This window comes from Mycobacterium sp. FW102-FHT13B02, assembly GCF_058790275.1.
Genome location: NZ_JBYTCM010000006.1, coordinates 69213 through 93023, shown reverse-complemented (window position 1 = coordinate 93023; position 23811 = coordinate 69213). Strand labels below are relative to the sequence as shown.

24 protein-coding genes are annotated in these 23811 nt (G+C 67.3%); 10 read left to right on the top strand and 14 right to left on the bottom strand.

Annotated elements, in window-relative coordinates:
• Positions 1–66: 66 nt before the first annotated feature.
• Genes carD through rlmB form a run of 4 tightly spaced genes read left to right on the top strand, consistent with a single transcriptional unit; the run spans position 67 to position 3425 of the window.
• Positions 67–555 (top strand): RNA polymerase-binding transcription factor CarD, encoded by a 489-nt coding sequence (gene carD, locus AC3WTE_RS12610; protein ID WP_043400059.1) that lies wholly within the window; start codon positions 67–69, stop codon positions 553–555.
• A gap of 20 nt (positions 556–575) precedes the next feature.
• Positions 576–1049 carry a 2-C-methyl-D-erythritol 2,4-cyclodiphosphate synthase gene (ispF, locus tag AC3WTE_RS12605; protein WP_492437873.1) on the top strand — a complete coding sequence of 158 codons (474 nt, stop codon included), beginning with the start codon at positions 576–578 and terminating at the stop codon, positions 1047–1049.
• Positions 1050–1068: 19 nt separating this feature from the next.
• The gene (gene cysS, locus AC3WTE_RS12600) at positions 1069–2478 is read left to right on the top strand and encodes a cysteine--tRNA ligase (RefSeq protein ID WP_492437871.1); all 1410 of its coding nucleotides are present in this window, start codon (positions 1069–1071) and stop codon (positions 2476–2478) included.
• A gap of 5 nt (positions 2479–2483) precedes the next feature.
• Positions 2484–3425 carry a 23S rRNA (guanosine(2251)-2'-O)-methyltransferase RlmB gene (rlmB, locus tag AC3WTE_RS12595; RefSeq protein ID WP_492437869.1) on the top strand — a complete coding sequence of 314 codons (942 nt, stop codon included), beginning with the start codon at positions 2484–2486 and terminating at the stop codon, positions 3423–3425.
• Here the strand turns inward: rlmB and AC3WTE_RS12590 are convergent.
• The 4 genes from AC3WTE_RS12590 to AC3WTE_RS12575 all read right to left on the bottom strand — a co-directional run bounded on the left by AC3WTE_RS12590 (position 3422) and on the right by AC3WTE_RS12575 (position 7993).
• Positions 3422–4978, bottom strand: a complete 1557-nt coding sequence (locus AC3WTE_RS12590; protein WP_492437867.1) for a purple acid phosphatase family protein — start codon at positions 4976–4978, stop codon at positions 3422–3424. The two genes, rlmB and AC3WTE_RS12590, sit on opposite strands and share 4 nt — an antisense overlap.
• A gap of 215 nt (positions 4979–5193) precedes the next feature.
• Entirely contained in the window at positions 5194–6342 is a 1149-nt protein-coding gene (locus tag AC3WTE_RS12585; protein ID WP_492438256.1) for an SLC13 family permease, read from the bottom strand.
• Positions 6315–7235, bottom strand: coding sequence for an MBL fold metallo-hydrolase (locus AC3WTE_RS12580; RefSeq protein WP_492437865.1), 921 nt, complete (start codon positions 7233–7235; stop codon positions 6315–6317). Before AC3WTE_RS12580 ends, AC3WTE_RS12585 begins: the two co-directional genes overlap by 28 nt.
• Positions 7235–7993, bottom strand: coding sequence for a LamB/YcsF family protein (locus AC3WTE_RS12575; protein ID WP_492437864.1), 759 nt, complete (start codon positions 7991–7993; stop codon positions 7235–7237). The genes AC3WTE_RS12580 and AC3WTE_RS12575 overlap by 1 nt, the downstream gene beginning before the upstream one ends.
• 24 nt (positions 7994–8017) lie before the next feature.
• On the opposite strand from AC3WTE_RS12575, the gene AC3WTE_RS12570 reads away from it, so the two are divergent.
• On the top strand, positions 8018–8848 hold the full coding sequence (locus AC3WTE_RS12570; protein WP_492437863.1) for a sulfurtransferase: 831 nt from the start codon (positions 8018–8020) through the stop codon (positions 8846–8848).
• On the opposite strand, the gene AC3WTE_RS12565 is transcribed toward AC3WTE_RS12570, so the two are convergent.
• From AC3WTE_RS12565 to AC3WTE_RS12555, 3 genes are read right to left on the bottom strand one after another with little or no spacing between them, the layout of a single operon-like run.
• Positions 8835–9665, bottom strand: coding sequence for a metal ABC transporter permease (locus tag AC3WTE_RS12565; RefSeq protein ID WP_459367124.1), 831 nt, complete (start codon positions 9663–9665; stop codon positions 8835–8837). The two genes, AC3WTE_RS12570 and AC3WTE_RS12565, sit on opposite strands and share 14 nt — an antisense overlap.
• Positions 9658–10470 carry a metal ABC transporter ATP-binding protein gene (locus tag AC3WTE_RS12560; protein WP_492437862.1) on the bottom strand — a complete coding sequence of 271 codons (813 nt, stop codon included), beginning with the start codon at positions 10468–10470 and terminating at the stop codon, positions 9658–9660. The genes AC3WTE_RS12565 and AC3WTE_RS12560 overlap by 8 nt, the downstream gene beginning before the upstream one ends.
• Positions 10471–10489: 19 nt before the next feature.
• The gene (locus AC3WTE_RS12555) at positions 10490–11410 is read right to left on the bottom strand and encodes a metal ABC transporter solute-binding protein, Zn/Mn family (protein WP_492437860.1); all 921 of its coding nucleotides are present in this window, start codon (positions 11408–11410) and stop codon (positions 10490–10492) included.
• A 97-nt stretch (positions 11411–11507) separates the two neighbouring features.
• Here AC3WTE_RS12555 and AC3WTE_RS12550 point away from each other — a divergent pair, with 97 nt between their 5' ends.
• Entirely contained in the window at positions 11508–12608 is a 1101-nt protein-coding gene (locus AC3WTE_RS12550) for an Rv3575c family transcriptional regulator (protein ID WP_492437858.1), read from the top strand.
• On the opposite strand, the gene otsB is transcribed toward AC3WTE_RS12550, so the two are convergent.
• Positions 12605–13348, bottom strand: coding sequence for a trehalose-phosphatase (gene otsB, locus AC3WTE_RS12545; protein WP_492437857.1), 744 nt, complete (start codon positions 13346–13348; stop codon positions 12605–12607). The genes AC3WTE_RS12550 and otsB overlap by 4 nt on opposite strands.
• Positions 13349–13351: 3 nt before the next feature.
• Positions 13352–13957 carry a cholesterol catabolism transcriptional regulator KstR gene (kstR, locus tag AC3WTE_RS12540; RefSeq protein WP_459367119.1) on the bottom strand — a complete coding sequence of 202 codons (606 nt, stop codon included), beginning with the start codon at positions 13955–13957 and terminating at the stop codon, positions 13352–13354.
• Between the two features lie 270 nt (positions 13958–14227).
• On the opposite strand from kstR, the gene AC3WTE_RS12535 reads away from it, so the two are divergent.
• Positions 14228–16372, top strand: a complete 2145-nt coding sequence (locus AC3WTE_RS12535) for an acyl-CoA dehydrogenase family protein (RefSeq protein ID WP_492437856.1) — start codon at positions 14228–14230, stop codon at positions 16370–16372.
• On the opposite strand, the gene AC3WTE_RS12530 is transcribed toward AC3WTE_RS12535, so the two are convergent.
• Positions 16369–17391, bottom strand: a complete 1023-nt coding sequence (locus tag AC3WTE_RS12530; RefSeq protein ID WP_492437854.1) for a helix-turn-helix transcriptional regulator — start codon at positions 17389–17391, stop codon at positions 16369–16371. The two genes, AC3WTE_RS12535 and AC3WTE_RS12530, sit on opposite strands and share 4 nt — an antisense overlap.
• A gap of 21 nt (positions 17392–17412) precedes the next feature.
• On the opposite strand from AC3WTE_RS12530, the gene AC3WTE_RS12525 reads away from it, so the two are divergent.
• The gene (locus AC3WTE_RS12525) at positions 17413–18747 is read left to right on the top strand and encodes a hypothetical protein (RefSeq protein WP_492437853.1); all 1335 of its coding nucleotides are present in this window, start codon (positions 17413–17415) and stop codon (positions 18745–18747) included.
• A 23-nt stretch (positions 18748–18770) separates the two neighbouring features.
• On the opposite strand, the gene AC3WTE_RS12520 is transcribed toward AC3WTE_RS12525, so the two are convergent.
• The gene (locus tag AC3WTE_RS12520; RefSeq protein ID WP_492437852.1) at positions 18771–19619 is read right to left on the bottom strand and encodes a LysR family transcriptional regulator; all 849 of its coding nucleotides are present in this window, start codon (positions 19617–19619) and stop codon (positions 18771–18773) included.
• Positions 19620–19695: 76 nt separating this feature from the next.
• On the opposite strand from AC3WTE_RS12520, the gene AC3WTE_RS12515 reads away from it, so the two are divergent.
• Positions 19696–20700, top strand: a complete 1005-nt coding sequence (locus AC3WTE_RS12515; protein ID WP_492437850.1) for a bile acid:sodium symporter family protein — start codon at positions 19696–19698, stop codon at positions 20698–20700.
• Between the two features lie 9 nt (positions 20701–20709).
• Here AC3WTE_RS12515 and AC3WTE_RS12510 read toward each other — a convergent pair whose 3' ends face one another.
• A complete protein-coding gene (locus tag AC3WTE_RS12510) occupies positions 20710–21522 on the bottom strand; it encodes an amidohydrolase family protein (protein ID WP_492437849.1) in 813 nt (270 codons plus the stop codon).
• 37 nt (positions 21523–21559) lie between these two features.
• Here AC3WTE_RS12510 and AC3WTE_RS12505 point away from each other — a divergent pair, with 37 nt between their 5' ends.
• Positions 21560–22021 carry a MarR family winged helix-turn-helix transcriptional regulator gene (locus AC3WTE_RS12505; protein ID WP_492437848.1) on the top strand — a complete coding sequence of 154 codons (462 nt, stop codon included), beginning with the start codon at positions 21560–21562 and terminating at the stop codon, positions 22019–22021.
• A 57-nt stretch (positions 22022–22078) separates the two neighbouring features.
• Here the strand turns inward: AC3WTE_RS12505 and AC3WTE_RS12500 are convergent, their stop codons facing one another.
• Both AC3WTE_RS12500 and AC3WTE_RS12495 read right to left on the bottom strand, forming a co-directional pair.
• Positions 22079–22651: a hypothetical protein gene (locus AC3WTE_RS12500; RefSeq protein WP_492437847.1), complete on the bottom strand. Its 573-nt coding sequence runs from the start codon at positions 22649–22651 to the stop codon at positions 22079–22081.
• 22 nt (positions 22652–22673) lie between these two features.
• Entirely contained in the window at positions 22674–23744 is a 1071-nt protein-coding gene (locus tag AC3WTE_RS12495) for a 2Fe-2S iron-sulfur cluster-binding protein (protein WP_492437846.1), read from the bottom strand.
• Positions 23745–23811: the final 67 nt, after the last annotated feature.

The following is a 23811-nucleotide window of genomic DNA, read 5'->3' as shown; positions in this document are numbered from 1 at the left end:
GCATTGTTGATCCGCGGGTGTCTGACGCCCGTGCTAACATTGCTATGTGAAAGGGGCCCGAATCTGATGATTTTCAAGGTCGGAGACACCGTCGTTTACCCACACCACGGTGCAGCATTGATCGAGGCGATTGAAACCCGGACCATTAAAGGCGAGCAGAAAGAATATCTCGTCCTGAAGGTTGCGCAGGGCGATCTGACCGTTCGAGTACCCGCAGAAAACGCTGAATACGTCGGTGTTCGCGACGTGGTGGGTCAGGAAGGCCTCGACAAGGTTTTCCAGGTGCTGCGCGCCCCGCACACCGAGGAGCCGACCAACTGGTCTCGTCGTTACAAGGCGAACCTGGAAAAGCTGGCCTCCGGTGACGTGAACAAGGTCGCCGAGGTCGTTCGTGACCTGTGGCGTCGCGACCAGGAGCGTGGCCTGTCCGCCGGCGAGAAGCGCATGCTGGCCAAGGCTCGTCAGATCCTCGTCGGTGAACTGGCCCTGGCCGAGAACACCGATGACGCGAAAGCCTCCACCATCCTGGACGAGGTTCTCGCCGCGGCGTCCTGAACGCCACCCCAACTCCAGCAGTGAACTTCCGTATCGGTCTCGGTACCGATGTACATCCCATCGAGGCAGGGCGGCCGTGTTGGCTGCTGTGCTTGTCGTTCGAGGAAGCTAACGGCTGTGCCGGGCATTCCGACGGCGACGTGGCCGCGCACGCACTCTGTGATGCCTTGCTGAGTGCGGCCGGCCTCGGTGACCTGGGCAGCGTCTTCGGGACCGATCGTCCTGAATGGCGCGGCGTGACGGGCACCGACATGCTCAAACATGTCTCCACGCTGCTTACCGCTGCCGGTTTCCGGGTGGGTAATGCGGCGGTCCAGGTGATCGGCAATCGCCCGAAAATCGCTCCCCGCAGGGAAGAGGCCCAGCGCGTGCTGTCGGCGCTTCTGGACGCTCCTGTCTCTGTTTCGGCGACGACCACGGACGGCCTAGGGCTCACCGGACGGGGCGAGGGTCTGGCCGCGATTGCGACGGCGCTGGTGGTCTCGCTCGATTAGGCCGGTAAGCTGGCCCGTCGTGACCGAACACCGTCTCGAGGGCCTGCGGCTCTACGACACCATGACCGGTGCCGTGCGGGACTTCACCCCGGTGCGGCCCGGACACGCATCCATCTACCTGTGTGGCGCAACTGTGCAGGGCCTGCCCCACATCGGCCATGTGCGCAGCGGCGTCGCGTTCGACGTGTTGCGGCGCTGGCTGACGGCCAAGGGCTATGACGTCGCATTCATCCGGAACGTCACCGACATCGATGACAAGATTCTGGGCAAGGCCGCCGAGGCCGGCCGGCCATGGTGGGAGTGGGCCGCCACGTTCGAGCGGGCCTTCACGGCCGCGTACGACGCCCTGGGCGTGCTACCGCCGTCGGCCGAGCCGCGGGCGACCGGACACATCACCCAGATGGTCGAGGTCATCGAGAAGCTCATCGAGCGCGGCCACGCCTACGCCGCAGACGGTGACGTCTACTTCGACGTGCTGAGCCAGCCCGACTACGGCAAGCTCTCGGGCCATCGCATCGACGACGTGCACCAGGGTGAGGGTGTCGCGACCGGCAAGCGCGATCCGCGGGACTTCACGCTGTGGAAGGGCGCCAAGCCCGGTGAGCCGTCGTGGCCGACGCCGTGGGGCCGGGGGCGCCCGGGCTGGCACACGGAGTGCGTGGCCATGTGCCAGGAGTACCTGGGCGGCGAATTCGACATCCACGCCGGCGGTATGGACCTGATCTTCCCGCACCACGAGAACGAGACGGCGCAGGCCAACGCGTGCGGTGACGAGTTCGCGCGCTTCTGGCTGCACAACGGCTGGGTCACCATGGGTGGCGAGAAGATGAGCAAGTCGCTGGGCAATGTGCTGGCAATTCCGGCTGTGTTGCAACGGGTTCGAGCTGCCGAGCTGCGCTACTACCTGGGCAGCGCGCACTACCGGTCCATGCTGGAGTTCTCCGAGAACTCGCTGCAGGACGCGGCCAAGGCCTACACCGGCATCGAGGAATTCCTGCACCGGGTCCGCACTCGCGTGGGTGCCGTCGAGGTCGGTACCTGGACCGAGAAGTTCGCGGCCGCACTGGACGACGACCTGGCGGTGCCCGCGGCACTGGCCGAGGTGCACGCCACCCGGGCCGACGGCAACCGGGCGCTGGACGCCGGCGACCACGCCGGCGCGATGGCTGCGGCGACGTCGATCCGGGCCATGATGGGCATCCTGGGCTGCGATCCGCTCGACGAGCGCTGGGAAACTCGCGACGAGACATCGGCAGCCCTGAATGCCGTTGACGCGCTGGTGCAGTGGGCGCTCAAGAGCCGTACCGAGGCCCGCGAGAACCGCGACTGGGCCGCCGCCGACGCGATCCGGGACCAGCTGAAACTGGCCGGCATCGAGGTCACCGATACCGCTGACGGCCCGCAGTGGGCCCTGACTGATGGGGCCTGATTCATATGGCTGGAAACTCCCAGCGCCGCGGCGCGATTCGTAAAGAGGGCACCAAGAAGGGCCCGACCGTCGGCTCCGGCGGGCAGCGTCGGCGCGGCCTCGAAGGTAAGGGCGCGACTCCGCGTGCCGACCAGCGTCCGAACCACAAGGCGTACAAGATCGCGCAGAAGAATGCCCGATCGAATCAGGGCCGCCACAAGAAGACCGACGACGTCGAGGTCGTGGTCGGCCGCAACCCTGTCGTGGAATGCCTGCGGGCGGGCGTCCCCGCCACCGCGCTCTACGTGGTGCTGGGCACCGAGTCCGACGAGCGGCTGACTGAATCTGTCACGCGCGCTGCCGATGCCGGCATCGCGATCATGGAGGTGCAGCGCCACGACCTGGACCGCATCACCAGCAACGGCATGCATCAGGGCATCGCACTGCAGGTGCCGCCCTACCAGTACATGTACCCGGACGATCTGCTGAAGGCCGCGACCAGCGACTCCACTCCTGCGCTGTTGGTCGCGCTCGACAACATCTCGGACCCGCGCAACCTGGGCGCCATCGTGCGCTCGGTGGCGGCGTTCGGCGGCCACGGCGTGGTGATCCCGCAGCGGCGTTCGGCGTCGGTCAGCGCGGTGGCCTGGCGGACCAGTGCCGGTGCGGCGGCCCGGCTGCCGGTATCGCGGGCGACGAATCTCAATCGGACGCTGAAGGATTGGGCCGATGCGGGCCTGACGATCGTCGGGCTGGACGCCGGCGGCGACACCACCCTGGACGAGCTGGACGCGTCTGGACCGATGGTTGTCGTGGTGGGTTCGGAGGGCAAGGGACTTTCGCGCCTGGTGCGGGAGAACTGCGACCACATCGTCTCGATCCCGATGGCGGGCCCCACCGAGTCGCTCAACGCGTCGGTGGCCGCCGGTGTGGTGCTGGCCGAGATCGCGCGGCAGCGAAGGGATTAGCGGTCGGTGCGGGGCCGCGTCAGTCTGAACTTGTCGACCGCTGTTACCTCGCCGAACGGACCACTCACCGCGTAATACGTGGCGTCCATTGACGTATTGCCACCAGGCTGGCCCGGGTCGACATCGAAAGCCACGAAGCCGCAGGGGTTGTCCCAATCACGGAAGACGGACCAGGGTGCCGCTTCCTCGATGTAGTTCGGCGTCTTCCTTCCGGTGCTGGGATTCACTTCTCCCGCGGACATGAGCACCCGGCAGCGCGGCTCGGGGAACAGCATCGTGTTCGACGGAATCGACGTGCCGCCCCCGCCGATGACCAGATGCACCGTGCCTTTGGTGGTATCGATCAAATCGGGTTGTGCCGCAACTGGGTTCGGTGTCAGGGTGTCGGTCGGCAAGGTGCCGCGAATCGCATGGCTACGTTCGTAGTGGTGCTCGTGCCCGCAGACCACGAGGTCGACGTTGAACCGGTCGAACAGGGGCAGCCAGTTCTCCCGGATGCCCAGGTCGGCGCCGTTGGTCTTGTTACCTGTAGAAACCGCCGTCTGGTGCATGCACACCACCACCCAGTCGATGCCCTTGTCTCTGCGGGTTTGTTCGAGTTCTTGTTCGAGCCAACGTTTTTGGGATCCACCCGAATAGCCGCGCACGTATGAGTTGCCGCCGTCCTGGTAGCAGACGTCGTCGTTGGCGAGGATGACTACGCGGACCGAGCCGGCGGTGAAGGCGTACCACAGGCCGCGGAGTTCGGGATCGGAACCGGAAGCCGGCAGCCCGAAGTAGGCCTGGTAGGCGCCGTAGCCGATCGGGCCGTTGCCCAGCTCGTTCTCGTGATTTCCCGGCGCCGGCATCCACGGTCGATGCCGCGCGGAGCGGCTGTTGTTCGCGAACCATTCCGACCAGGTGCGAACCCGGTCATGAGCGAGGTTGGCGTAGCAGAGGTCGCCGTTGACCAGGTGAAACAGCGGGGCCAAGCGCTCCACTGCGGTCGTGATGTCACCGGCAGACGGAGACCCCACGTGGTCGCTGCCGAAGGATGCCGCCACCTTGGCGTCCAGCATGGGGGTCGACTGATCGCCGAAGCTGGTGAAACGGATTGGTGCCCGGCCCCGCGGCGCGGTACGCACTGAACCCAGCTCTGGACCGGTGCCGTCGTGTACGGCGGCGTAGACGTAGTCGGTATCGGGTGCGAGTCCGGTCAATCGCGCATGGTGGACACGAATCTCGCTGCGTGACGCTGCATCTCGGTAGGTGACGGTCTCGGCTGCGACGGCGGTGCCGACCCCGGCGTCGGGAGTACCCACCATGATGCGAGGGTTGTTGACTGCGACCGCGGTGTGCCAGGACACCACGACCTCGGTGGCTGCGTCGGCGCCGAACTGGGTGTGCAATCCGGTGACCGGTGGTGCGCCGTTGCGGTCAGCGCTCTGCCACAGCATCGGACCGGTGCGCTTGGTCGTGACGTACCCGCCGGCGGCGGCTCCGACACCCGCGCCGACGAGAGCCGACGTGCCTCCCACGATCAGCGTTCTACGGCTCACGTCCACGACAGTCATCTTGCCGACGATGTGGCCGTTCGTGTTCCGGCAACACCGCCGGAACCCGAATCGACGTGCGCTGTCCGATTGTTGTTCGCGCCCAGGTAACCGCGCTGATTCAGCGCCGCTGCAGCTCGACCAGCGGGATGACCCGTTCGGTCTTCTTCTCGTATTCGGCGATGATCTGCTCGTTCCGGCTGTCGGCTACGACTTCCAATTCTTCCTCAGGGTGCTCATCGCAGCCCCAGCAGCGAGCAGCCCCACCATAGTCCGGTCACGGCCAGAACCAGGGTGACAGGCACCGTGGCCAGACCGACGGCGGTGAACTCTCGCGCCGGTGCGGGCACCTGCTCGCGGACCACCCTGCGCCACAACAGGTTCGACAGCGATCCAGGATAGGTCAGATTGGGGCCGATGTTCACCCCGATGAGTACCGCCAGCACAGCGATCGGGCCGCCGGCCGCGACGAGCGGCAGCAGCACCAGCACCGCGGGCAGGTTGTTGATCACATTCGACAGCACCGCCGCGACGGCAGCGATGCCGAGCAGCGCGGGCAGTGTGGTGCCGTGCGGCAGCAGCTGCGACACCGCGCGGCCCAGGCCGAGGTCCAGTACCGCGCTCACCAGTACGCCCAGCGCCAAGACGGCGAGGAGGAACGGTACGTTGGCCGCCCGCACGATGCCCATCACTGTCTCGCGGCCGCGCACGACCGCCCGAACCGCGAGCACGGCGGCACCGGCGAAGGCCGCCCACGCCGGAGCGAATCCGAGCAGCGATGTCGCACCGAAGCCGATGAGCGTCAGGATCAGCACGGTCAACACGAAGTAGGGCACCTCCGGCGGGGGAGGGGCCACCCGGTCCGCGGCGCCGATGCGCAGTTCTCGCCGGAAGAGCAGGCGCAGCAGCACATATTCGGCCGCGACGGCCAAGAGCCACGGCAGCGTCATCGCCGCGGTGAACCTGGTGAAACTCAGGCCCGCCGTCGAAAAGGCCAGCAGATTGGTCAGATTCGACACCGGCAGCAGCAGCGACGCGGTGTTGGCCAGGTGGGCCGCGGCGTAGCCGTGTGGTCGCGCCGGTACCCCCAGCGTGCGTGCGGTCGACAGGACGACGGGCGTCAGCAGTACGACGGTGGCATCGAGGCTCAGGACCGCGGTGGTCCCGGCTGCGATGAGGAACACGGTGGTCAGCAGCCGTCGGGCCGCGGATTGTCCTGCGCCCCAACTGTGCCGGGCCATGTAGATGCCGGCGGCGTGGAAGAGCCCCTCGTCGTCGCACAGTTTGGCGAGCACCAGGACCGCGGCCAGGAATCCGACGACCGGCAGCAGTCTGCCGATCTCGTGCAGTGCGGTGTTCACAGCCAGGGGTCGGCGCGTTGCCAGAGCGTCGGAAGGTGCAGCGGCACGCCGTCTTCGGCGGCCAGTCGGCCCAGTATCCGCATCGAGACATCCAGGTCGTCGCCGACGTAGGGCAGCGCGCGCAGCGGTTCATGCAGCGGCCGGAAGAAGTCGTCCCAGTGGGTCAAGATGACGCGCCGCGCATTCACCGTGCGGACCGTCTCCTTCCAGTAGTCGACGAGGTACTTCTCGGGCTGCAGCCCGAGCTGCCCGATCCCGAGGTACACCACCTCGGCGCGCTGCCCGGCCAGGGCACCGGGCACGAACCCGGCGCTGCCGACGGCGAGGAGGCTGCGGCCGCTGGTGCGGTGCGTGATCAGCGTCGACCAGGCCTCGCCGCACTTGTACGCCGATGCCCGCACCGGCGGCACCACCGGCGCGGTGATGGTTCCGGGGAATCGGTCCGGTGGGCAGTGGTGGCCGGTGAACAGGGTTACGTCGAAGGCGCCCAACGTCATCGACTCACCGGGCACGGCAACCGTCAACTGCGAGTCGGTGAGGCCGCCGCCGCGGCCGATGTAGGCGGCCGACGTACCACCCACGAGTTTCGCCCCGGTGCGCGCGGCGACCGCCGCGGAGTCCATCGCGTGGTCGAAATGGGTGTGCACCGGCAGCACCGCGTCCAGTCGGTCGATGCCGAGCCGGTGCAGGCAGCCGTCGATCCGGGGCACCGATGGCGTCAACCGGCCGAGTCCGACCGACAGCAGGCTCGGCCGGGAGAAGAAGCCGTCGGTCAACAGCGCCGACGAACCATCGGCGACCAGCATGGTGGTGACGCCGGCCCAGGTGACCGTCAGCGGTGAGTCAGCGATTGCCGCCGGCTGGTCGAAATGGTGGGCATATGAGGCGAGGTCGGGCCGGCCTGGTTTCAGTCGCATCAGCAGAAGGCCTCGATCTGTACGTTCTCTGCGGCCAGGCGTTCGCGGACCGCGCGGGCGATGTCGATGGCGCCAGGCGAATCACCATGTACGCAGATCGATTTGACGGTGACCTTGATGGTCGAGCCGTCGACGGCGCCGACGCGGCCGGCGGTCACCATGGAGGCCACCCGGTCGGCGATGGTCGAAACGTCTTGCAGCACCGCATTGCGTTGCGTGCGCGGGACCAGCTGGCCGTCGGGGCGGTACGAGCGGTCGGCGAAAGCCTCGGGCACAGTGCGCAGTCCGAGCTCCTCGGCGGCGGTGAAGAATGCCGAACCCGCCAGCCCCAGCACCGGCAGTGCCGGGTCGACGGCGTGCACCGCGGCGGCCACGGCCCGCGCCTGGACGTGGTCGGTGGCGATCGTGTTGTACAGGGCGCCATGGGGTTTGACGTAGCTGACGGCCGACCCGGCGACCTGCGCAAGGGCCTGTAGTGCGCCGATCTGGTAGATCACGTCGGCGGTGAGGTCCTCGGGGGCGACGTCGATGTAGCGGCGGCCGAAGCCCGCCAGGTCGCTGTAGCCGACCTGCGCGCCGATCCGCACTCCGCGCTCGGCGGCCGCGTGGCACACCCGCAGCAGCCCGGCGGGATCTCCGGCGTGGAAGCCGCAGGCAACGTTGGCGCTCGTGACCAGATCGAGCATCGCGTCGTCGTCACCCAGCTGCCATATTCCGAAGCTCTCCCCGAGATCGGCATTGAGATCCACCGCTGACATGCCTGCCAGCCTAGGCTTGCCGCCATGTCCACTCGTGACGACATTCTGATCACCGCCTTCGGTCTCGCCCAGCTGATCGCCGCCGGCGATGTGACGCTGCTCGATGTGCGCTGGCAGCTGGCCAAGCCCGACGGCCGCGACGACTACCGGGCCGGGCACATTCCCGACGCGGTGTACGTCTCGCTGGACGACGACCTGTCGGATCACACCGTGACGGGGCGGGGCCGGCATCCGCTGCCGTCGGGGTCGGCGCTGCAGGAGGCGGCGCGCAGCTGGGGGATGAGAGACGGCGTGCCGACCGTCATCTACGACGACTGGAACCGTGCGGGCTCGTCCCGGGCCTGGTGGGTGTTACGGGCCGCGGGTATCGAGAACGTGCGCATCCTGGACGGCGGCCTGGCGGCGTGGACCGCCTCGGGTGGGCCGCTGGAACGCGGCGACGTCGAACCCGAGCCGGGCGACGTCACGGTGACCCATGAGGACCTCTACGCGGGCGCCATGCCGACCCTGACCGCAGACGAGGCCGCCGCGCTGGGCCCGCGGCTGGGTGACGTCCGCGCACCGGAGCGGTTCCGCGGCGACGTCGAACCGATGGATCCGGTGGCCGGGCACATCCCCGGCGCGGTGAATCTGCCGAGCCTGCTGGCGGCCGACGGCACGCTGCGCACCGATGGCGCCGACAGCTCGGACATCGTCGGCGTCTATTGCGGCTCGGGTGTCACCGCAGCAGTGGCGGTGGCCGCGCTGGCGGCCTCCGGTCGCGACGTGGCGCTGTTCCCCGGTTCGTGGTCGCAGTGGAGCAACGAGCCCGGACGCCCGGTGGGGCGAGCGAAGCATCCCGCTACCGGCGACTGAGCTTCCCGGCGCCCCAGCACAGCAGGTAGATGCCGAACGAGATCGACGTCACGAACACCGACACCGGAACCCCCGGTGCCAGCGACAGCACGATGCCGCCGACCGCGGCGATCTCGGCGAAGACCACCGACGCCACCATGGTGGTGACGGGGGAGCTGAAAACCCGGCCGGCCGCAGCGGCGGGCGTGATCAACAGCGACATCACCAGCAGCGCCCCGACGATCTGCACGCCCTGCGCGGCCGCGACACCGACCAGTGCGGCGAACACGATGCCCAGCGCCCGCACCGGGACCCCGCGGGCCGCAGCCACTTCCGGGTCGGCGGTGGCGAACAACAGCGGGCGGTAACAGGCCGCGAGGACCGCGACCACCAGCACGGTCACCACCGCAAGCAGCGTCAGACCCGAGTATCCGACGCCGACGATCTGCCCGGTGAGCAACGCGAAACTGGTGCCGGTGCGGCCCGGATACAGGTGGATGAACAGCACCGCCAGGCCCAGCCCGAAGGCCAGCACCACGCCGATGGCCGAGTCACGTTCCCGCGACCGCTGCCCGAGAATGCCGAAAACTATTGCCGCCAGGGCACTTCCGACCAGGGCGCCGAGGCCGACGTTGAGCCCGGTCAGCAGCGCGAAGGCGGCGCCGGTCAGCGAGAGCTCGCTGGAGCCGTGCACCGCGAACGACATCTGCCGCATCACGATGAACGGCCCGATCAGTCCGCCGAGCAGTGCCAGCAGCGCTGCGGCCAGCACGGCCTGCTGGACGAAGTCGCGGCTGAGCAGGTCCGCGGTCAGCGTGGGGTTGAAGAACTCACTCATGGAAGTGCCCGCTCGCGTGCTCGGAGTTGTCCACGCATGCGCCGTCCTGGCCGACCACGACGTACTGGCCGCCGATCCGGGCGACCTGGATGTCGGCGCGGTACAGCGCGGACAGCGTCTCGGACGTCATGACCTCGTCGACGGTGCCGATCCGGAAGCGCCCGTCCACCAGGTACAGCACCCGGTCCACGTAGGGCAGCACGGGATTGACCTCGTGGGTGACGAACAGGACGGCGGTGCCGGCGTCCTTGCGGCGCTGGTCGATGAGGTTCGACACGAGTTTCGCGTTGGCCGGGTCGAGGTTGAGCAGCGGCTCGTCACACAGCAGCAGGGCGGGGTCGGAGGCCAGGGCCTGCGCGATCCGGACCCGTTGCAGTTCGCCGCCCGACATCACCGACACCGGAACGTCGGCCAGCCGGGCTCCGTCGACCTGGCTCAGGGCCCGGGTCACCACGGCGCGACGCTGTGCCCGCTTCCGCGGACCGGCGAACCCCCAGCGGTGTCCGTCGCAGCCGAGGCCGACCAGATCACGGCCGCGCAGCGTCAGGCCGGTGTCCAGCGAGCGGTGTTGCGGTACATAGCCGATGGCGCCGGTGGTGGTCATGCGGCCCGCGGTCAGCGGCTGTTGGCGCAGCAGGACCTTGAGCAGTGACGTCTTGCCGGTGCCGTTCGGGCCGAGCACCGCGATGAACTCGCCGCGGCGCACCGTCAGATCCAACCGGTCCCACAGCACGCGGTCGCCGAATGACAATCGCGCACCGGTCAGCTCGGCGACCGCCGTGGTGGGCGAGGGATCGGAAGGCACGGCTACAAATTATCCCGGCTTATCGGGCCGCTACGGGTGCGGTGTCCAACTGGTGTGCCAGTGCCTCGGCGGTCTGGCGCTGCCAGGTCAGGAAGTCCTGTCCGGCGGGCAGCGTCTCGGTGACCTCGACGATGGGCAGCGCGGCTTTCCGGGCGGCGTCCTGCAGTTGCTTGGTCACGGCCGTCTCGGTCTGCTTGTTCACCACCAGCGCGTCGACCTTGTGGCCGTTGATGAGGTCCAGCACCGCGGCGACGTCAGCCGGGGCGGGGTCGTGGCCTTCTTCGGCGGCGGCGGCGAAGCCGTGCGGGGTGCTGTCGACGACGCCCGCGGTGGACAGCAGGTAGTGCGCGACGGGTTCGGTGGAGACCACTGCGGCGCCGGGGTGCTTCTGCCCGATGGCGCGTTCGGTCGCGGCGATGGCGTCGGTCTGCTTGCCGAATTCCGCGGCGTTTGCCCGGTAGGCGTCGGCGTGCGTGGGATCGGAGCCGGCCAGGTCGTCGGCGATCTTGGCGGCGACGGCCTTGGCCACGGTCATGTTGTAGAAGACGTGCTCGTTGGCCTCACCGGGCGTACTGTGCGGCAGCAGCGAGTAGGCGTCCACGGTGGTGACGTTCTTGTGGTTCTTCAGGACGTCGTCGGCCCAGTGGTCGTAGCCGCCGCCGTTGATGACGACCAGGGCGGCGTCGGCGATGGCCGCGGCGTCGGCGGGGGTCGCCTCGTAGGAGTGCGGGTCGTCGACGTCGCTGGTGAGAATGGCCTTGACCTCGGCGTGCCCGCCGGCCACCGCCGTGGCGACGCTGCCCCAGACGTTGGTGGTGGTGACCACCTTTGACGAGCCGGTGGCGTGCCCGGAGTCGCCTTGTGAACCGCAGGCGGCCAGCCCGGTGACGGAGGCCAGCGCGGTGAGGGCGGACAGTGCGATGAGCTGGGTCCGGGTCATGTGTGCTCCTGCGGATTAGTGTTAATGAAAACCGTTTGCAATAAATCTAGTGCACCGTTGGCCCGCGGCGCGAATCGGATGCGCTAGCGTCACCAACATGCCGAGGAGTCCCAACCCGAGGCGTCGGGCCACGCTGGCCTCACTGGCTGCCGAGCTGAAGGTCTCGCGCACCACGATCTCCAATGCCTACAACCGGCCGGACCAGCTCTCCCCAGAGCTCCGTGAGCGGGTACTCGCTGCCGCCAAGGAGATGGGTTATCCCGGTCCCGACCCGGTGGCGCGTTCTCTGCGCACCCGCAAGGCCGGCGCCTTCGGGCTCATCATCACCGAGTCGCTCAACTACTCGTTCCGCGACCCGGCGGCGCTGGATTTCGTTGCCGGCCTTGCCGAGTCATGTGAGGAGGCCGGGCAGGGCCTGCTGCTGGTGGCAGCGGGGCCGAACCGATCGGTCGAAGACGGCGCCGCGGCGGTGCTGTCCGCCGGGGTCGACGGGTTCGCGGTCTACGCCGCATCTGACGACGATCCATACCTGCCGGTGGTGCAACAGCGTGGCGTGCCGATTGTCGTCGTCGACCAGCCGAAGGACCTGCAAGGGGCATCCCGGGTCTGCATCGATGACCGGGCGGCCATGCGCGGCATCGCGGAATATGTTGTCGGCCTTGGGCATCGGGAGATCGGCGTGCTGACCATGCGGCTCGGCCGGGACTGGCCCCACGGTGACGCGCAGTCGGCCATCGCGGATCCCGAGCGGCTCACCTCGCAGCATTTCCACGTGCAGTGCGAACGCATTCTCGGGGTGCGTGACGCGATGGCCGCCGCTGGCCTGAATCCCGCTGCCCTCACGGTGGTCGAGACGTTCGAGCACCTGCCGAGTTCCGGCGGGGCCGCGGCTGCCGTTGCGCTGCAAGCCAATCCGCGCATCACGGCGCTGATGTGCACCGCTGACGTCTTGGCTTTGTCGGCGATGGACCATCTGCGGTCGCGCGGCATCTACGTGCCGGGTCAGATGACCGTCACCGGATTCGACGGCGTCCCCGAGGCACTCGCCCGCGGGCTGACCACCGTGGCCCAGCCGAGCCTGGAGAAGGGCCGGCGGGCCGGATACCTGCTGAACAATCCGCCGCGGTCCGGCATCCCGGTCGTCGAGGTGCTCGACACCGAACTGGTCCGCGGCCGCACCTCGGGGCCGCCCGCCTAGCCGGCGCGGCGTGCCGCGAGATACGCCAACGCCTCCGCGACGTCCTCGGGGGAGTCGATGCGGTACTGCGCGGCCGTCGGTCCCGGGCCGACCTTCACGCCGACGTCGCCGTCGCGCAGCCGGGCGAAGGCCTTCTCGTCGGTGACGTCGTCGCCCAGGTACACCACCGCGCTCACGCCGTCGCGCTCGCGCAGGAGGTCGATGGCCGAGCCTTTACTGGTGGTGATCACCGCGAACTCCAGTACCGCCTTGCCCTCGGTGGTTTCGGCGGGCCACGCCGTACCGGCCGTGCGTGCGGCCGCCAGAGCGGCTTCCCCGTCGTCGGCTGAGGCGTTCCGGACGTGCAGGGCGACGCTGGCGGGCTTGGTCTCGACTTTCACGCCCGGGTATCGACTTGCGATCTCGGTGAGCGAATCGACGATGCGGGCCAGCAGAACGCCGTCGACCGCTTGCGTGAATCCGTCGTCGAACTCGGCGCCATGACTGCCCACCAGTTGCACCGATGCCGGCATGCCGGAAAGTTCGCGTAGGACCTGCAGCGCGCGGCCGGACACCAACGCGACGAACGTGTCAGGGAGCGCCGCCAGATTCAGCACCGCGGCAGACCCGGCGGGCAAGGCTCGCGCGTCGGCAGGGTTGTTGACGATCGGCGCCAAGGTGCCGTCGAAATCGGAGGTGACGAGCAGGCGGGGCGTGGCGGCGACTTTGTCGAGCGCCGCGATCAGATCAGCCGGGAGCACCGGTCAGATTTTAGGGTGCTCCCCGTCGCCGATCAGCAGTCGGACCGCCAGATCGAGCCGCTTGCTCACGTCGGTGGCCGACGCACGCCTGGTCAGCCAGGCGAGCAGGTTCGACAGCCACACATCGGAGATGACGCGAGCGATGTGGTACTGGTCCTCGGTGGGCTCGCCGTCGCTCATGGCGCGGGCGAACATCGAGTCCATGAGCTTTCCGACGTGATCAACCTCACCGGCCGCGGAGGCGTCGGCGAACACGAAAGCGCGCGTCATGGCCTCGGTCAGCAGCGGATTGCGCTGCATGGACCGGTTCAGCTTGCTGACCATCACACTGAGTCGCTGGTACGGGGTCCCGCCGGTGAGCGAGGCGCGGTCGGTCTTGGCATCGATGCGCTCGAACTCCCGGCCCAGCGCGGACACCAGCAGGTGCACCTTGGATGGGAAGTAGCGGTAGAGCGTGCCCACGGCGACGTCGGCGCGTTCGGCCACCGCACGCATCTGAACTGCTTCGTAACCGCCCTTAGAGGCGATGGCGAGGGTGGCATCGAGGATGCGTTTGCGACGCTCGCGCTGAGCTTCGGAACCGAGCTCAGATTCGGTGAGTACGGCCATGTTTGTCACCTCCCGCGGGCGAACGGTGGAAACGGAGTCGGGTGTTGCTGGCAGGGTTGTCTCGCGGGCCATGCGGCCATCAACTCCTTCGGGTAGCGCAGTGGGTGAAAACGATACGCAAAGTGATCGGTAATTTCCCACCTCCAGGCGCCCCGGGACACCCGAGTGTCCTGCTCAAATGGCGATCGACTTGACGTCTGATTGCTGTCACCATTAGAACACGTTCTAGTGAGAAGCGTGTTCTTCTCGCCCAAACGCTAGGAGCGCACGGTGTCCATCACTTCCACAACTATCGACTCCGAGCGGGCCGAGGTCCGCGAAATGGTCCGTAGCTGGGCTGTCGCGTCGGGTTCCATCGCCGCGGTCCGGGCCATGGAAGCCGGAGCGGGGGGTTCCGCTGATTCTTGGCGCGGGCCCTACGACGGTTTGGTCGAACTAGGGACCTTCGGCGTCGCGGTCTCCGAGGACCTCGGCGGCGCCGGTGGCTCCATTGCCGATCTGTGCGTGATGGTCGACGAGGCCGCCGCCGCGCTCGTTCCCGGCCCGGTGGCCACGACCGCTCTGGCAACTCTGGTGATAACCGATGCCGCGCTGCTCGAGGCGCTGATCTCCGGTGAGCGCACCGCCGGCTTGGCGCTGAACTCCGACATCGTCTTCGACGGCCAGTCCGCCACCGGTACCGCCAAGTTCGTGCTGGGCGCCCTGCCCGACGGTCTGCTGATCCTGCCGGCAGGCAATGGGGCGAGCGGAGCGACGGGAAGACATGACACCTGGCTGCTGATCGACGCCACCGGGCCCGGCGTCACCGTCACGCCGCTCGAGGCCACCGACTTCTCCCGCCCACTGGCCCGCGTCGAGCTCAATGGCGCCGCGGCGACCGTCGTCGACGCTCCGGTGGCCGACCTGGCCGTGACCGTGCTGGCCGCCGAGGCCGCGGGTCTGGCCCGCTGGCAGCTGCAAACGGCCGCCGACTACGCCAAGGTGCGTGAGCAGTTCGGCAAGCCGATCGGCAGCTTCCAGGCCGTCAAGCACATGTGCGCAGAGATGTTGCTGCGTTCGCAGCAGGTTGCGGTTGCCGCGAGTGACGCCGCCGAGGCCGCTGTGGACGGGGAGGCGACGCAGCTCTCCATCGCCGCCGCAGTGGCTGCCGCGGCCGCCATCGACGCCGCGAAACACAATGGGCGCGACTGCATTCAGGTGCTCGGTGGCATCGGCTTCACCTGGGAGCACGACGCGCACCTGTACTTGCGCCGCGCGTACGCCACCGCCCAGATCCTCGGTGGCCACGGCAGCTGGTTGCGCCGCGTCGCCGCGCTGACCCGCTCGGGCCTGCGGCGTCAGCTGCACGTCGATACCGGTGAGGCGGAGACGATCCGTCCCGAGATCGCCGTCGTGGTCGCCCAGATCGCCGCGCTGCCCGTCGAGAAGCACCAAGCGGCGCTGGCCGAAGCCGGATTGATGGCGCCGCACTGGCCCGCGCCGTACGGTCGCGCCGCGTCGCCCGGTGAGCAATTGGTGATCGACGACGAGCTGAGCGCGGCAAGCGTTGTGCGCCCGGATATTTCGATCGGCTGGTGGGCCGCGCCGACCATTCTCGGCCACGGCACCCCTGAGCAGATCGACCGCTTCATCCCCGGCACGCTGACCGGCGACGTGTACTGGTGCCAGCTGTTCAGTGAGCCGGGTGCCGGCTCTGACCTCGCGGCCCTGCGCACCAAGGCCATCAAAGTTGACGGCGGCTGGAAGCTGACCGGCCAGAAGGTGTGGACCTCCAACGCGCACCGGGCCAACTGGGGAATCTGCCTGGCGCGCACCAACCCTGACGCGCCGAAGCACAAGGGCATCACCTACTTCGTCGTCGACATGAGTTCGCCCGGCATCGACGTCCGTCCGCTGCGTGAGATCACCGGCGAGGCGCTGTTCAACGAGGTGTTCCTGGACGACCTGTTCGTGCCGGACGACTGCGTGATCGGCCCTGTCGACGGCGGCTGGGCGTTGGCCCGCACCACGCTGGCCAACGAGCGCGTCGCCATGGCCGCCGGTGGCGCCCTGGACAAGGGCATGGAGCACCTGCTGGAGGTGCTCGGCGACCGTGAGCTGGACGCCGCCGACGCGGAACGCCTTGGCGCACTGATCGTTGCAGCCCAAGTCGGTTCGCTGCTGGACCAGTTGACGGCGCAGATGGCCGTCGGCGGCCACGATCCGGGTGCCCCGTCGAGCGTGCGCAAGCTCATCGGCGTGCGCTACCGCCAGACGCTGGCCGAGACCATCATGGACGCGCACGACGGGTCGGGCATCGAGGATTCGCCGGACGTCCGGTACTTCCTCAACACCCGCTGCCTGTCGATCGCCGGTGGCACCGAACAGATTCTGCTCACCGTGGCCGGCGAACGACTGCTGGGCCTGCCGCGCTAGCGGTCCCTGCGGAATTCCCGCGGGGTCAGGCCGACACGCTGCCGGAATGTGGTGGCGAAGTGGTTGGGTGTCGAAAACCCAACCGCCGCACTGATTTCAGTGATCGACAACCGGGTCGAAGACAATAGTGTCTTCGCGCGGTCGATGCGGCGGTCGAGCAGGTACTGATATGGCGTCGTGTGGAACGCGGCCCGGAACGCCTTGATGAACGTCGCAACGGACATCTGGGCAAGGCGGGCAAGCGATTCCAGATGGATGTCGGATTCCATGCCGGTTTCGAGGAATTCGACGATCGATGCGCGCGTAGCCGGGGGTAGGGCATCGCGCTCGGGTTCGGGCGCCGGCGCGGTCGTGTAGGTGTCGCGGATCAGCAATCGCAGTGTCTCGCCGGCGGAATCGCGCAGTAGTCGAGCGAGCGCGTCGTCGCGACTCGCGACACTGCGCATCTTGGTCACCAGCGCCAGGATCAATGGATCGTGCTGCTTACGCCGGGGCACGCGCACGACGTCGCCCAGTGCGTGCGCGGGAATCGAGATCTCGCAGAAGCCCGATATATCTCCGGTGACCACCGACGTACAGCGCACGCCCGCCGGTACCACCCAGGTATCGCCGACGCGCGGCAGTGAGCGGTCGGTCGAGCCCCAATCAAGGTTGGTCTCCATCGACCGGAGTTCGCCGTGACGGTGGACGAAGATGAGGTGGCGGCTCGAATCGTGGCAGCACCAGTCGGTCGTGCTCTCGATCCGCTCGGTGGCGAACCGCAGCGACATACCGCGAGTGTCGACGGATCGCTCGCCCACCACGATGCGTGGCGTCATGGGGCGGTCGTCGTTCCACGGCTTCAGGGTTGGCTTGAGGGCCATGCACAACCTCCGGTTAACCCAGTGCCTGGTGAACATCCTGTGAAAAACCTGCGAGCTCGTCAATAGCCTGACGATAAAAATTGGAACCTGTTGCAGATTTCGAATGTTCCTTTTCGGCTTGGTCACTACCGTCTGCGCCGCCAGAAGTGCTGACACCTCAGAGTCCAAGGAGAACGAATGGCATTCGAGTTGCGCCGATATTCGACGGCGGGAATCGCAGCGGCATCGGCCGGCATCATCGCCTTCAGCCCACTCGCGCTCCCGCCGCCCGCCCTACATCTACCCGTCCCGTCGACCACGGTGGCGACCCGGACCGTGGACCTCACCGCCTTCGTCAACCCGATCGCAGCGTGGGGAGACGTGTTGACGACGACGGTCACCGACATCGGCAAGCTGGGGCAGATGTATGCCGCCGACCCGTTCCCGATCGTGCGTCAGGTCATCGCGAACCAGGTCGGTTACGTGCAGGAGGTCATCTCGATCGGTGAGCAGATGGGCAATGGCCTCCTCTACTGGGCCAACCGCGTGCCAGCGGAACTACAGACTGCTCTCCAACAGTTGGCTGCTGGTCAGTTTGCCGCTGGAGTGGATGGCCTCTACAGCCTGGCCCTCGGCGGAGTGGTCGGCGTGATGTTCCCCCTGCTGCAGTTCGACATTCCCAAGAAGATCGCGCAGAACGTCACCAATGTGATCGGCAGTATCAGCACAGTCGGCATTCAACTGGCGCTTGGTGCGTTGGGGGTCGCGTACGCAGGAGAGCAGGCGTTTTCCAACACCGGTCAGCAGTTCGTCGACGCGGTCAAGGCTGGGGACGCCGCAACGGCCTTCAGTGCGGTGATCAATTTTCCCGCGACCTTGGCCAACGCTGTGCTGAACGGATACGGCGACAGCAAGGGTACGAGCGGCATCTTCGGCAGCTACGGCTTGGTGGCAAGTGTCATCAGAGCTTTGAAGGCGGTGGCGGATGCGATCAAGCCCCCGGCTCCGGAAGCTTCGGTGGCAGCGACCGCGGACGGCGCAGCCGTAGCGACCGCCGTAACTGATACGGCCGCAAAGGCTCTGGCGCCGGCCACCAAGCCGTCGGCGAACGCAGCCCTCAAGACCGGTGTTGTCGACAAACCGTCGACGAGTCCGGTGGCGGCGAAAGAGTCTGTGAAAAAGGAGGATCCGAAGCCGGCCGCCTCGGCACCGTCCGCAGTGGACGCGCCAGAAGTCAAGCCCGAGGCCACCGCGCCGGCGACAAAGGTCGACACGTCCACACCCACTGCGGACCCGGTGTCGACCGAACCGGCCAAGGTCGAGACCACCACGAAGCCGGTTCATCGGGACGGCACCAAGACCGAGTCCGGCGCCAAGCCGTCGGGTTCGACTGCAGCTGAATCCGATTCGGGCACCATGCCCGCCAAAGCCGCCAAGCAAGCCGACAAGGCTCCGAAGGCATCAAAGGACGCGAAGAGCGGCAAGCAGGCGAAGAAGGCGTCGCCCGCGCATCAGTCCGCCAACGCCGGCTGAGGGGGCGAGATCGGCGAAGGCCGTCAACGCCGCATGCGGTGTGCGCCGGCGACGATGGCGTCGTGCAGCGCGACCTCAGCTTCGGAGGGTGTGGTGCGTCGGCGTAGCAGGACGAATTCCAGGTGCCCCAGGTTTGGTAGCCGGACGTCATTGATCGGCCGCAGACCTTGCGGCAGAACCGATTCGGAATGCGCGATGATGCCGAGCCCGGCAAGCGCCGCGGCCTGCAGGCCGAGCAGGCTGTCGCTCACGCACGCGATGCGCCAGCTGCGGCGCTCGCGTTCCAGTTCGCGTAGGGCGATGTGCCGAGTCAGGCTCGGCGGTGGATAGGTCACGATCGGTACCGGGTCGGTGATGTCGGTCAGGCCGGGTCGACCGGCCCAGACGAGGCGGTCTCGCCACAACAGTTCGCCGTGTTGTTCACCGGGTAGCCGTTTGGCGACCATGAGGTCCAATTCGCCTGCGACCATTCGGGTCTTGAGGTTCTCGCTCAGGCCCACCATCAGTTCCAGGTCGACGCCGGGATAGGACTGCCGGAACTCGACCAGCACGTCGGAGAGCATCCGGCCCACCAGATCGTCGGAGGCGCCGAGGCGGATCAGGCCCGTGGGTTGGGATTCGGAGAAGTACCGGTCGGCCTTGGTCTGTGCGTCCAGGATGTCGTGCGCGAAGCCGACCATTGCCGCGCCGTCGGCGGTGAGGGCCAGATTGCGGGTATCGCGCCGAAACAGCTCGCGGCCCACGGCCTGCTCCAGACGGGCGATGTGGCCGCTCACCGTGGACTGGCGGAGGCCCAGGAGCCGCCCAGCCGCGGTGAATCCGCCGGCCCGCTCGACTGCAAGGAAGGTGCGCAGTAACTCAGGATCCAGCATTTAATCACAATATCCGTTTATAGATATCGAATCTATCGGCTGGAGAAATGAGTGGCGGTAGCAGTACGTTTGTCCGGTGAATCTGCTCGCCAAGCTCCGTATCGACGGCTTCCTCCTCGGGCTGTTCGCCGCGATGGCCATCGGTGTGCTGCTTCCGGCTCGCGGCGACGCCGGCGCGGCCGTCGAGACCGCGACCAAGGTTGCGATCGCCGTGTTGTTCCTGCTGTACGGCACCCGGCTGGAGCCGCGCGAGGCCCTCCAAGGGCTCAAGCACTGGCGGCTGCACACCACGGTGCTGGCCGCGACGTTCGTCCTGTTCCCGCTGCTCGGACTGGCGATGAAGGTGCTGGTGCCGTCGGTCCTGACCGACGAGCTCTACACCGGAATGCTGTATCTGTGCCTGCTGCCGTCGACGGTGCAGTCGTCCATCGCGTTCACCTCGATCGCTCGTGGCAACGTCGCGGCGGCCGTCGTGAGCGCGTCGGCGTCGAACCTGTTGGGTATTTTCCTCACCCCGCTGTTGGTGACTTTGTTGATGCAGACCACCGGCGCCGCCACGGTTTCGGCGAACTCGATCCTGGAGATCGTGGTGCAACTGCTGCTGCCGTTCGTCGCCGGTCAGCTGCTGCGGTCCAAGCTGCACCGCGTGTTGTCCCACACCACGCTCACCAAAGTCGTCGACCGCGGCTCGGTCTACCTCGTCGTGTATGCGGCGTTCAGCGCCGGTATGGCCGAACACATCTGGACGGGAATGAAGGTCACCAACGTGCTCGCGGTGATCGCCGTCAGCGTGGTGCTGCTGGCGGTGGTGCTTGGCACCACGGCAGGGGTGGCGCGGCTGTTGAAGTTCGACCGTGCCGACCGCATCGTGATCATCTTCTGCGGATCGAAGAAGAGCCTCGCGACCGGATTGCCCATGGCGACCGTGCTGTTCGCCGGTCACCCCGTGGGTCTGATTGTGTTGCCGCTGATGATCTTTCACCAGATTCAGCTGATCACCTGCGCGATGCTGGCCGGGCGCTGGGGACGGCAGGCCGCCGCCGAAACCGAGCGGCGAGAGCTCGCGGCCGCGCAGAGCTGAACCTGCGCGTCACACCCCGAAAACTCGGGCGGCATTCCCGCCGAGGTAAAGGTCGCGCGCCTCGGTGTCGAGTTCCAGCTCGTCCAGCCGTTCCAGGCAGCGCTGCCCGGACAGCATCGGCCAGTTGGTCCCGAAAAGCACTCGGGTGCGGCCGGATCCGCGCAGGTAGTCCACCAGCGCCGGGGGTAGCCGATGCACGGCGTAGGCCGAGGTGTCGAGGTAGAAGTTCGGAAACTTCTTGGCCAGGAACAGTACTTCGTCCATCCACGGTGCGCCGACATGGCCACCGATGACCACCAGTTCGGGGAATTCGAGAAGCACCGTCTCGAGGTAGGGGATCGGCCGGCCAGGCTCGGAGGGGCACAGCGGACCCGTGTGCCCGATCTGTGTGCAGAACGGGATACCCAGTTCGGCGCAGGTCTGCAGCAATGGATAGTAGCGCCGGTCATTCGGCGGCAGGTTCCATAACCATGGGACGACACGCAGCGCCACCATGCCCAGATCGGTTACCGCACGGCGTAATTCGCGCACGGCCTCGACGGGTCGGGTCAGATCCACGGAGGCGATGCCGGCGAACCGGTCCGGGTGTGCCCGGACGTGCGCTGCCGTCTCGTCGTTGTCGATCAGTGCACCGTGGGGGCCGACCCACGCGCACAACAACGACTTCTCGATGCCGGCGTCATCCATCGCTTTCAGCGTGACGTCAACGGGAAGCGCAGGCAGGTCTTCTTGGCGGGTCCAGCGCAGCAGCGGCCGCAGCCATGGCTGGCGCATGAACAACTCGTTCGGCTGCTGGGCCCATGCGTCGATCACTCGTGTCATATCCCAATTACTTCACTAGTGAAGTAATAATGCAAGGGTGGCTTCGAATAACAGGTCGCCGGCGGGCCGGCGGCGCGCGTATTTCCATCTGCAAACGGTCGCGCAGCGGCTGCGCACCACCGCCGACCGGTTGTTCCTCGAAGCAGCAGGCATTTCGACGGCACAGGCCGCGGCGCTGACACTGATCGCGAGTAATGCCGGCTGCCGTCAGTCGCTCATCGCGGCGCAGCTCGGCCAGCGCGAGTCCGCGGTCACGGCAATGGTCGGGCGCCTGGAGAAGGCCGGGTTCGTCGAGCGCAGAACGAGCGAGAGCGACGGTCGCGCCTGGGAGTTGTGGCCGACCGAATCCGGGACCGACGCGCTCCGACGCCTGGATGCCGCGCTGGCGACCGTCAATGGGTACGTCGATCAAGCCATCGGCGCGGACGGCATGAACGAATTCGTCGACGCGCTGCAGCGCCTCGGGGATCTGCTGGACGCGGCAGATCGTCGAAACTGAACGAGACGGCCAAGAAATCGCGAAAGTTCGCGATCTCCTTCACGTCCGGCGGCAGGATCAGTAGTGAGTCGTTGCGCAGGCTGTCGGCGTCGTGAGGTTCACGCCGGGGTAGGTGACCTGAATATCCGCGCACGCGATGAAATTGGCATCGGTGTTCGGTCGGCCGGTCCGCACGTCGAGCGTCTGCGAGGTGCCGTCGACCAGGAACTCTTCGAACGAGCCTCCGCCGTTGAAGGTGACCGACACCAGCGCGCTGTTCTGCGATTTGAGCTGCCGCGAGTTGACCGGCCCGTTCCACGAGCCGCGGTTGACGGGCGGCGCACCCGTCGGTGCGCTGTACGAGACATCTTGGTACACATCGCGATTGGAGCTGCGCAGCGTGATGTTCTCGCGGGCCCAGGTGCCGGGCGGCAGCGGCACCGGGTCGCCGCCGACCACCAGGTTGGAGGCGGTGTTGAACGTGCACGTGGTGCCCGCGCAGTTCGCAGTCACGTGGATCTGAATCTTGGTGCCGTCGTCGACAGGCACGAAAGCGTCGGCCGAATTGACCGCGGCAGCAGCCGTCACGGGGGACATGAGGGCGGTCGCGGTCAGCACAGCGGCCGCACTTGCTGCAGTAAGCCGGTTCACAATCAAGAAACTAATCCGTTCGCTACTCGTCGTAGGTGACTTCGACGGAATCCGTCTTCGGCACCGCTTGGCAACCCAGGATGAGGCCCTCCGCGAGGTCGGACGGCTCCAACACGTCGTTGATCGCCATGTCGACGTCGCCCTTCTTCATCAGAACCGCACAGGCTCCGCAGTGTCCCTCGCGGCAGGAGAACGGTGCGTCCAGTCCCTTGTCGAGCAGCACGTCGAGCAGCACGGCATTGCGCGGCCACCGCAGCTGGTGCGTCTCACCGTCGAGCGTGACGATCGCGGTGGCCGGGCCCTCATCACTGTCATCTTCGGCCAGCACGACAGCGGCGAACGGGTCGGAGTCCAGTGACTGGAACACCTCGAGATGGACGTTCTCCCTGGCGGCGCCGGACTTGAGCAGCGCCTCTTCGGCGGCGGCCATGAACGGCGCCGGGCCGCAGATGAAGGTCTCGCGCTCGACGTAGGGCGCCAGCTGGGTGGCCAAGATGCTCGGGTTGGGCAGGCCCTGCACCGACTCCAGCCAGTGCACGACGGACAGCCGGTCGGGGTGCAGCGAGGTCAGCTCGCGCAGCGCCTTGCTGAAGATCACCGACTTCTCGTCGCGGTTGGCGTAGAACAGCGTCACCTTGCCGGTGCCCTCGGACAGGGCGGACTTGAGGATCGACAGCATCGGGGTGATGCCGCTACCGCCGGCGAGCAGTAGGAAGTCGGTGTCCAGGTTCTTGGGCACGAAGTTGCCGGACGGTGCCAGCACGTGGATCCGCATACCCACGTGCGCGTTGTCGCACAGCCAGTTGGACGCGTAGCCGTCGGCGGTGCGCTTGACCGCGACAGTCAGCGCCTCGTCGGCATACGGCGAGCTGCACAGCGAGTAGCAGCGGGCGACCGACCCGGTGCGGGTACTCGGGACGCGCAGCGTCAGGAACTGACCGGGGGAGTACTTCAGCCGGTCGGGCGGGATCACAGGGTCGCCGGCTCCGTTCGGCGCCGTGAACACCAACACGCGGGCGTCCGCGGTCTCGGCGACGACGTCGGCCACCACAAGTTCCAGCACGTGGCTGCCCAGCGGCTCGTCCACACCCATCACCCTTCTTTCAATCCGGCCAGTGGTCGGTAACTAGAACAGGTTATAGATGGCCACTTTTGTGGGT

Excerpts from the sequence above, each read along its gene's own strand:
- carD (WP_043400059.1), top strand. The coding sequence starts at position 67 with ATGATTTTCAAGGTCGGAGACACCGTCGTTTACCCACACCACGGTGCA.
- rlmB (WP_492437869.1), top strand. The coding sequence starts at position 2,484 with ATGGCTGGAAACTCCCAGCGCCGCGGCGCGATTCGTAAAGAGGGCACC.
- AC3WTE_RS12590 (WP_492437867.1), bottom strand. The coding sequence starts at position 4,978 with ATGACTGTCGTGGACGTGAGCCGTAGAACGCTGATCGTGGGAGGCACG.
- AC3WTE_RS12580 (WP_492437865.1), bottom strand. The coding sequence starts at position 7,235 with ATGCGACTGAAACCAGGCCGGCCCGACCTCGCCTCATATGCCCACCAT.
- AC3WTE_RS12575 (WP_492437864.1), bottom strand. The coding sequence starts at position 7,993 with ATGTCAGCGGTGGATCTCAATGCCGATCTCGGGGAGAGCTTCGGAATA.
- AC3WTE_RS12570 (WP_492437863.1), top strand. The coding sequence starts at position 8,018 with ATGTCCACTCGTGACGACATTCTGATCACCGCCTTCGGTCTCGCCCAG.
- AC3WTE_RS12565 (WP_459367124.1), bottom strand. The coding sequence starts at position 9,665 with ATGAGTGAGTTCTTCAACCCCACGCTGACCGCGGACCTGCTCAGCCGC.
- AC3WTE_RS12555 (WP_492437860.1), bottom strand. The coding sequence starts at position 11,410 with ATGACCCGGACCCAGCTCATCGCACTGTCCGCCCTCACCGCGCTGGCC.
- AC3WTE_RS12550 (WP_492437858.1), top strand. The coding sequence starts at position 11,508 with ATGCCGAGGAGTCCCAACCCGAGGCGTCGGGCCACGCTGGCCTCACTG.
- kstR (WP_459367119.1), bottom strand. The coding sequence starts at position 13,957 with ATGGCCGTACTCACCGAATCTGAGCTCGGTTCCGAAGCTCAGCGCGAG.
- AC3WTE_RS12525 (WP_492437853.1), top strand. The coding sequence starts at position 17,413 with ATGGCATTCGAGTTGCGCCGATATTCGACGGCGGGAATCGCAGCGGCA.
- AC3WTE_RS12520 (WP_492437852.1), bottom strand. The coding sequence starts at position 19,619 with ATGCTGGATCCTGAGTTACTGCGCACCTTCCTTGCAGTCGAGCGGGCC.
- AC3WTE_RS12510 (WP_492437849.1), bottom strand. The coding sequence starts at position 21,522 with ATGACACGAGTGATCGACGCATGGGCCCAGCAGCCGAACGAGTTGTTC.
- AC3WTE_RS12495 (WP_492437846.1), bottom strand. The coding sequence starts at position 23,744 with ATGGGTGTGGACGAGCCGCTGGGCAGCCACGTGCTGGAACTTGTGGTG.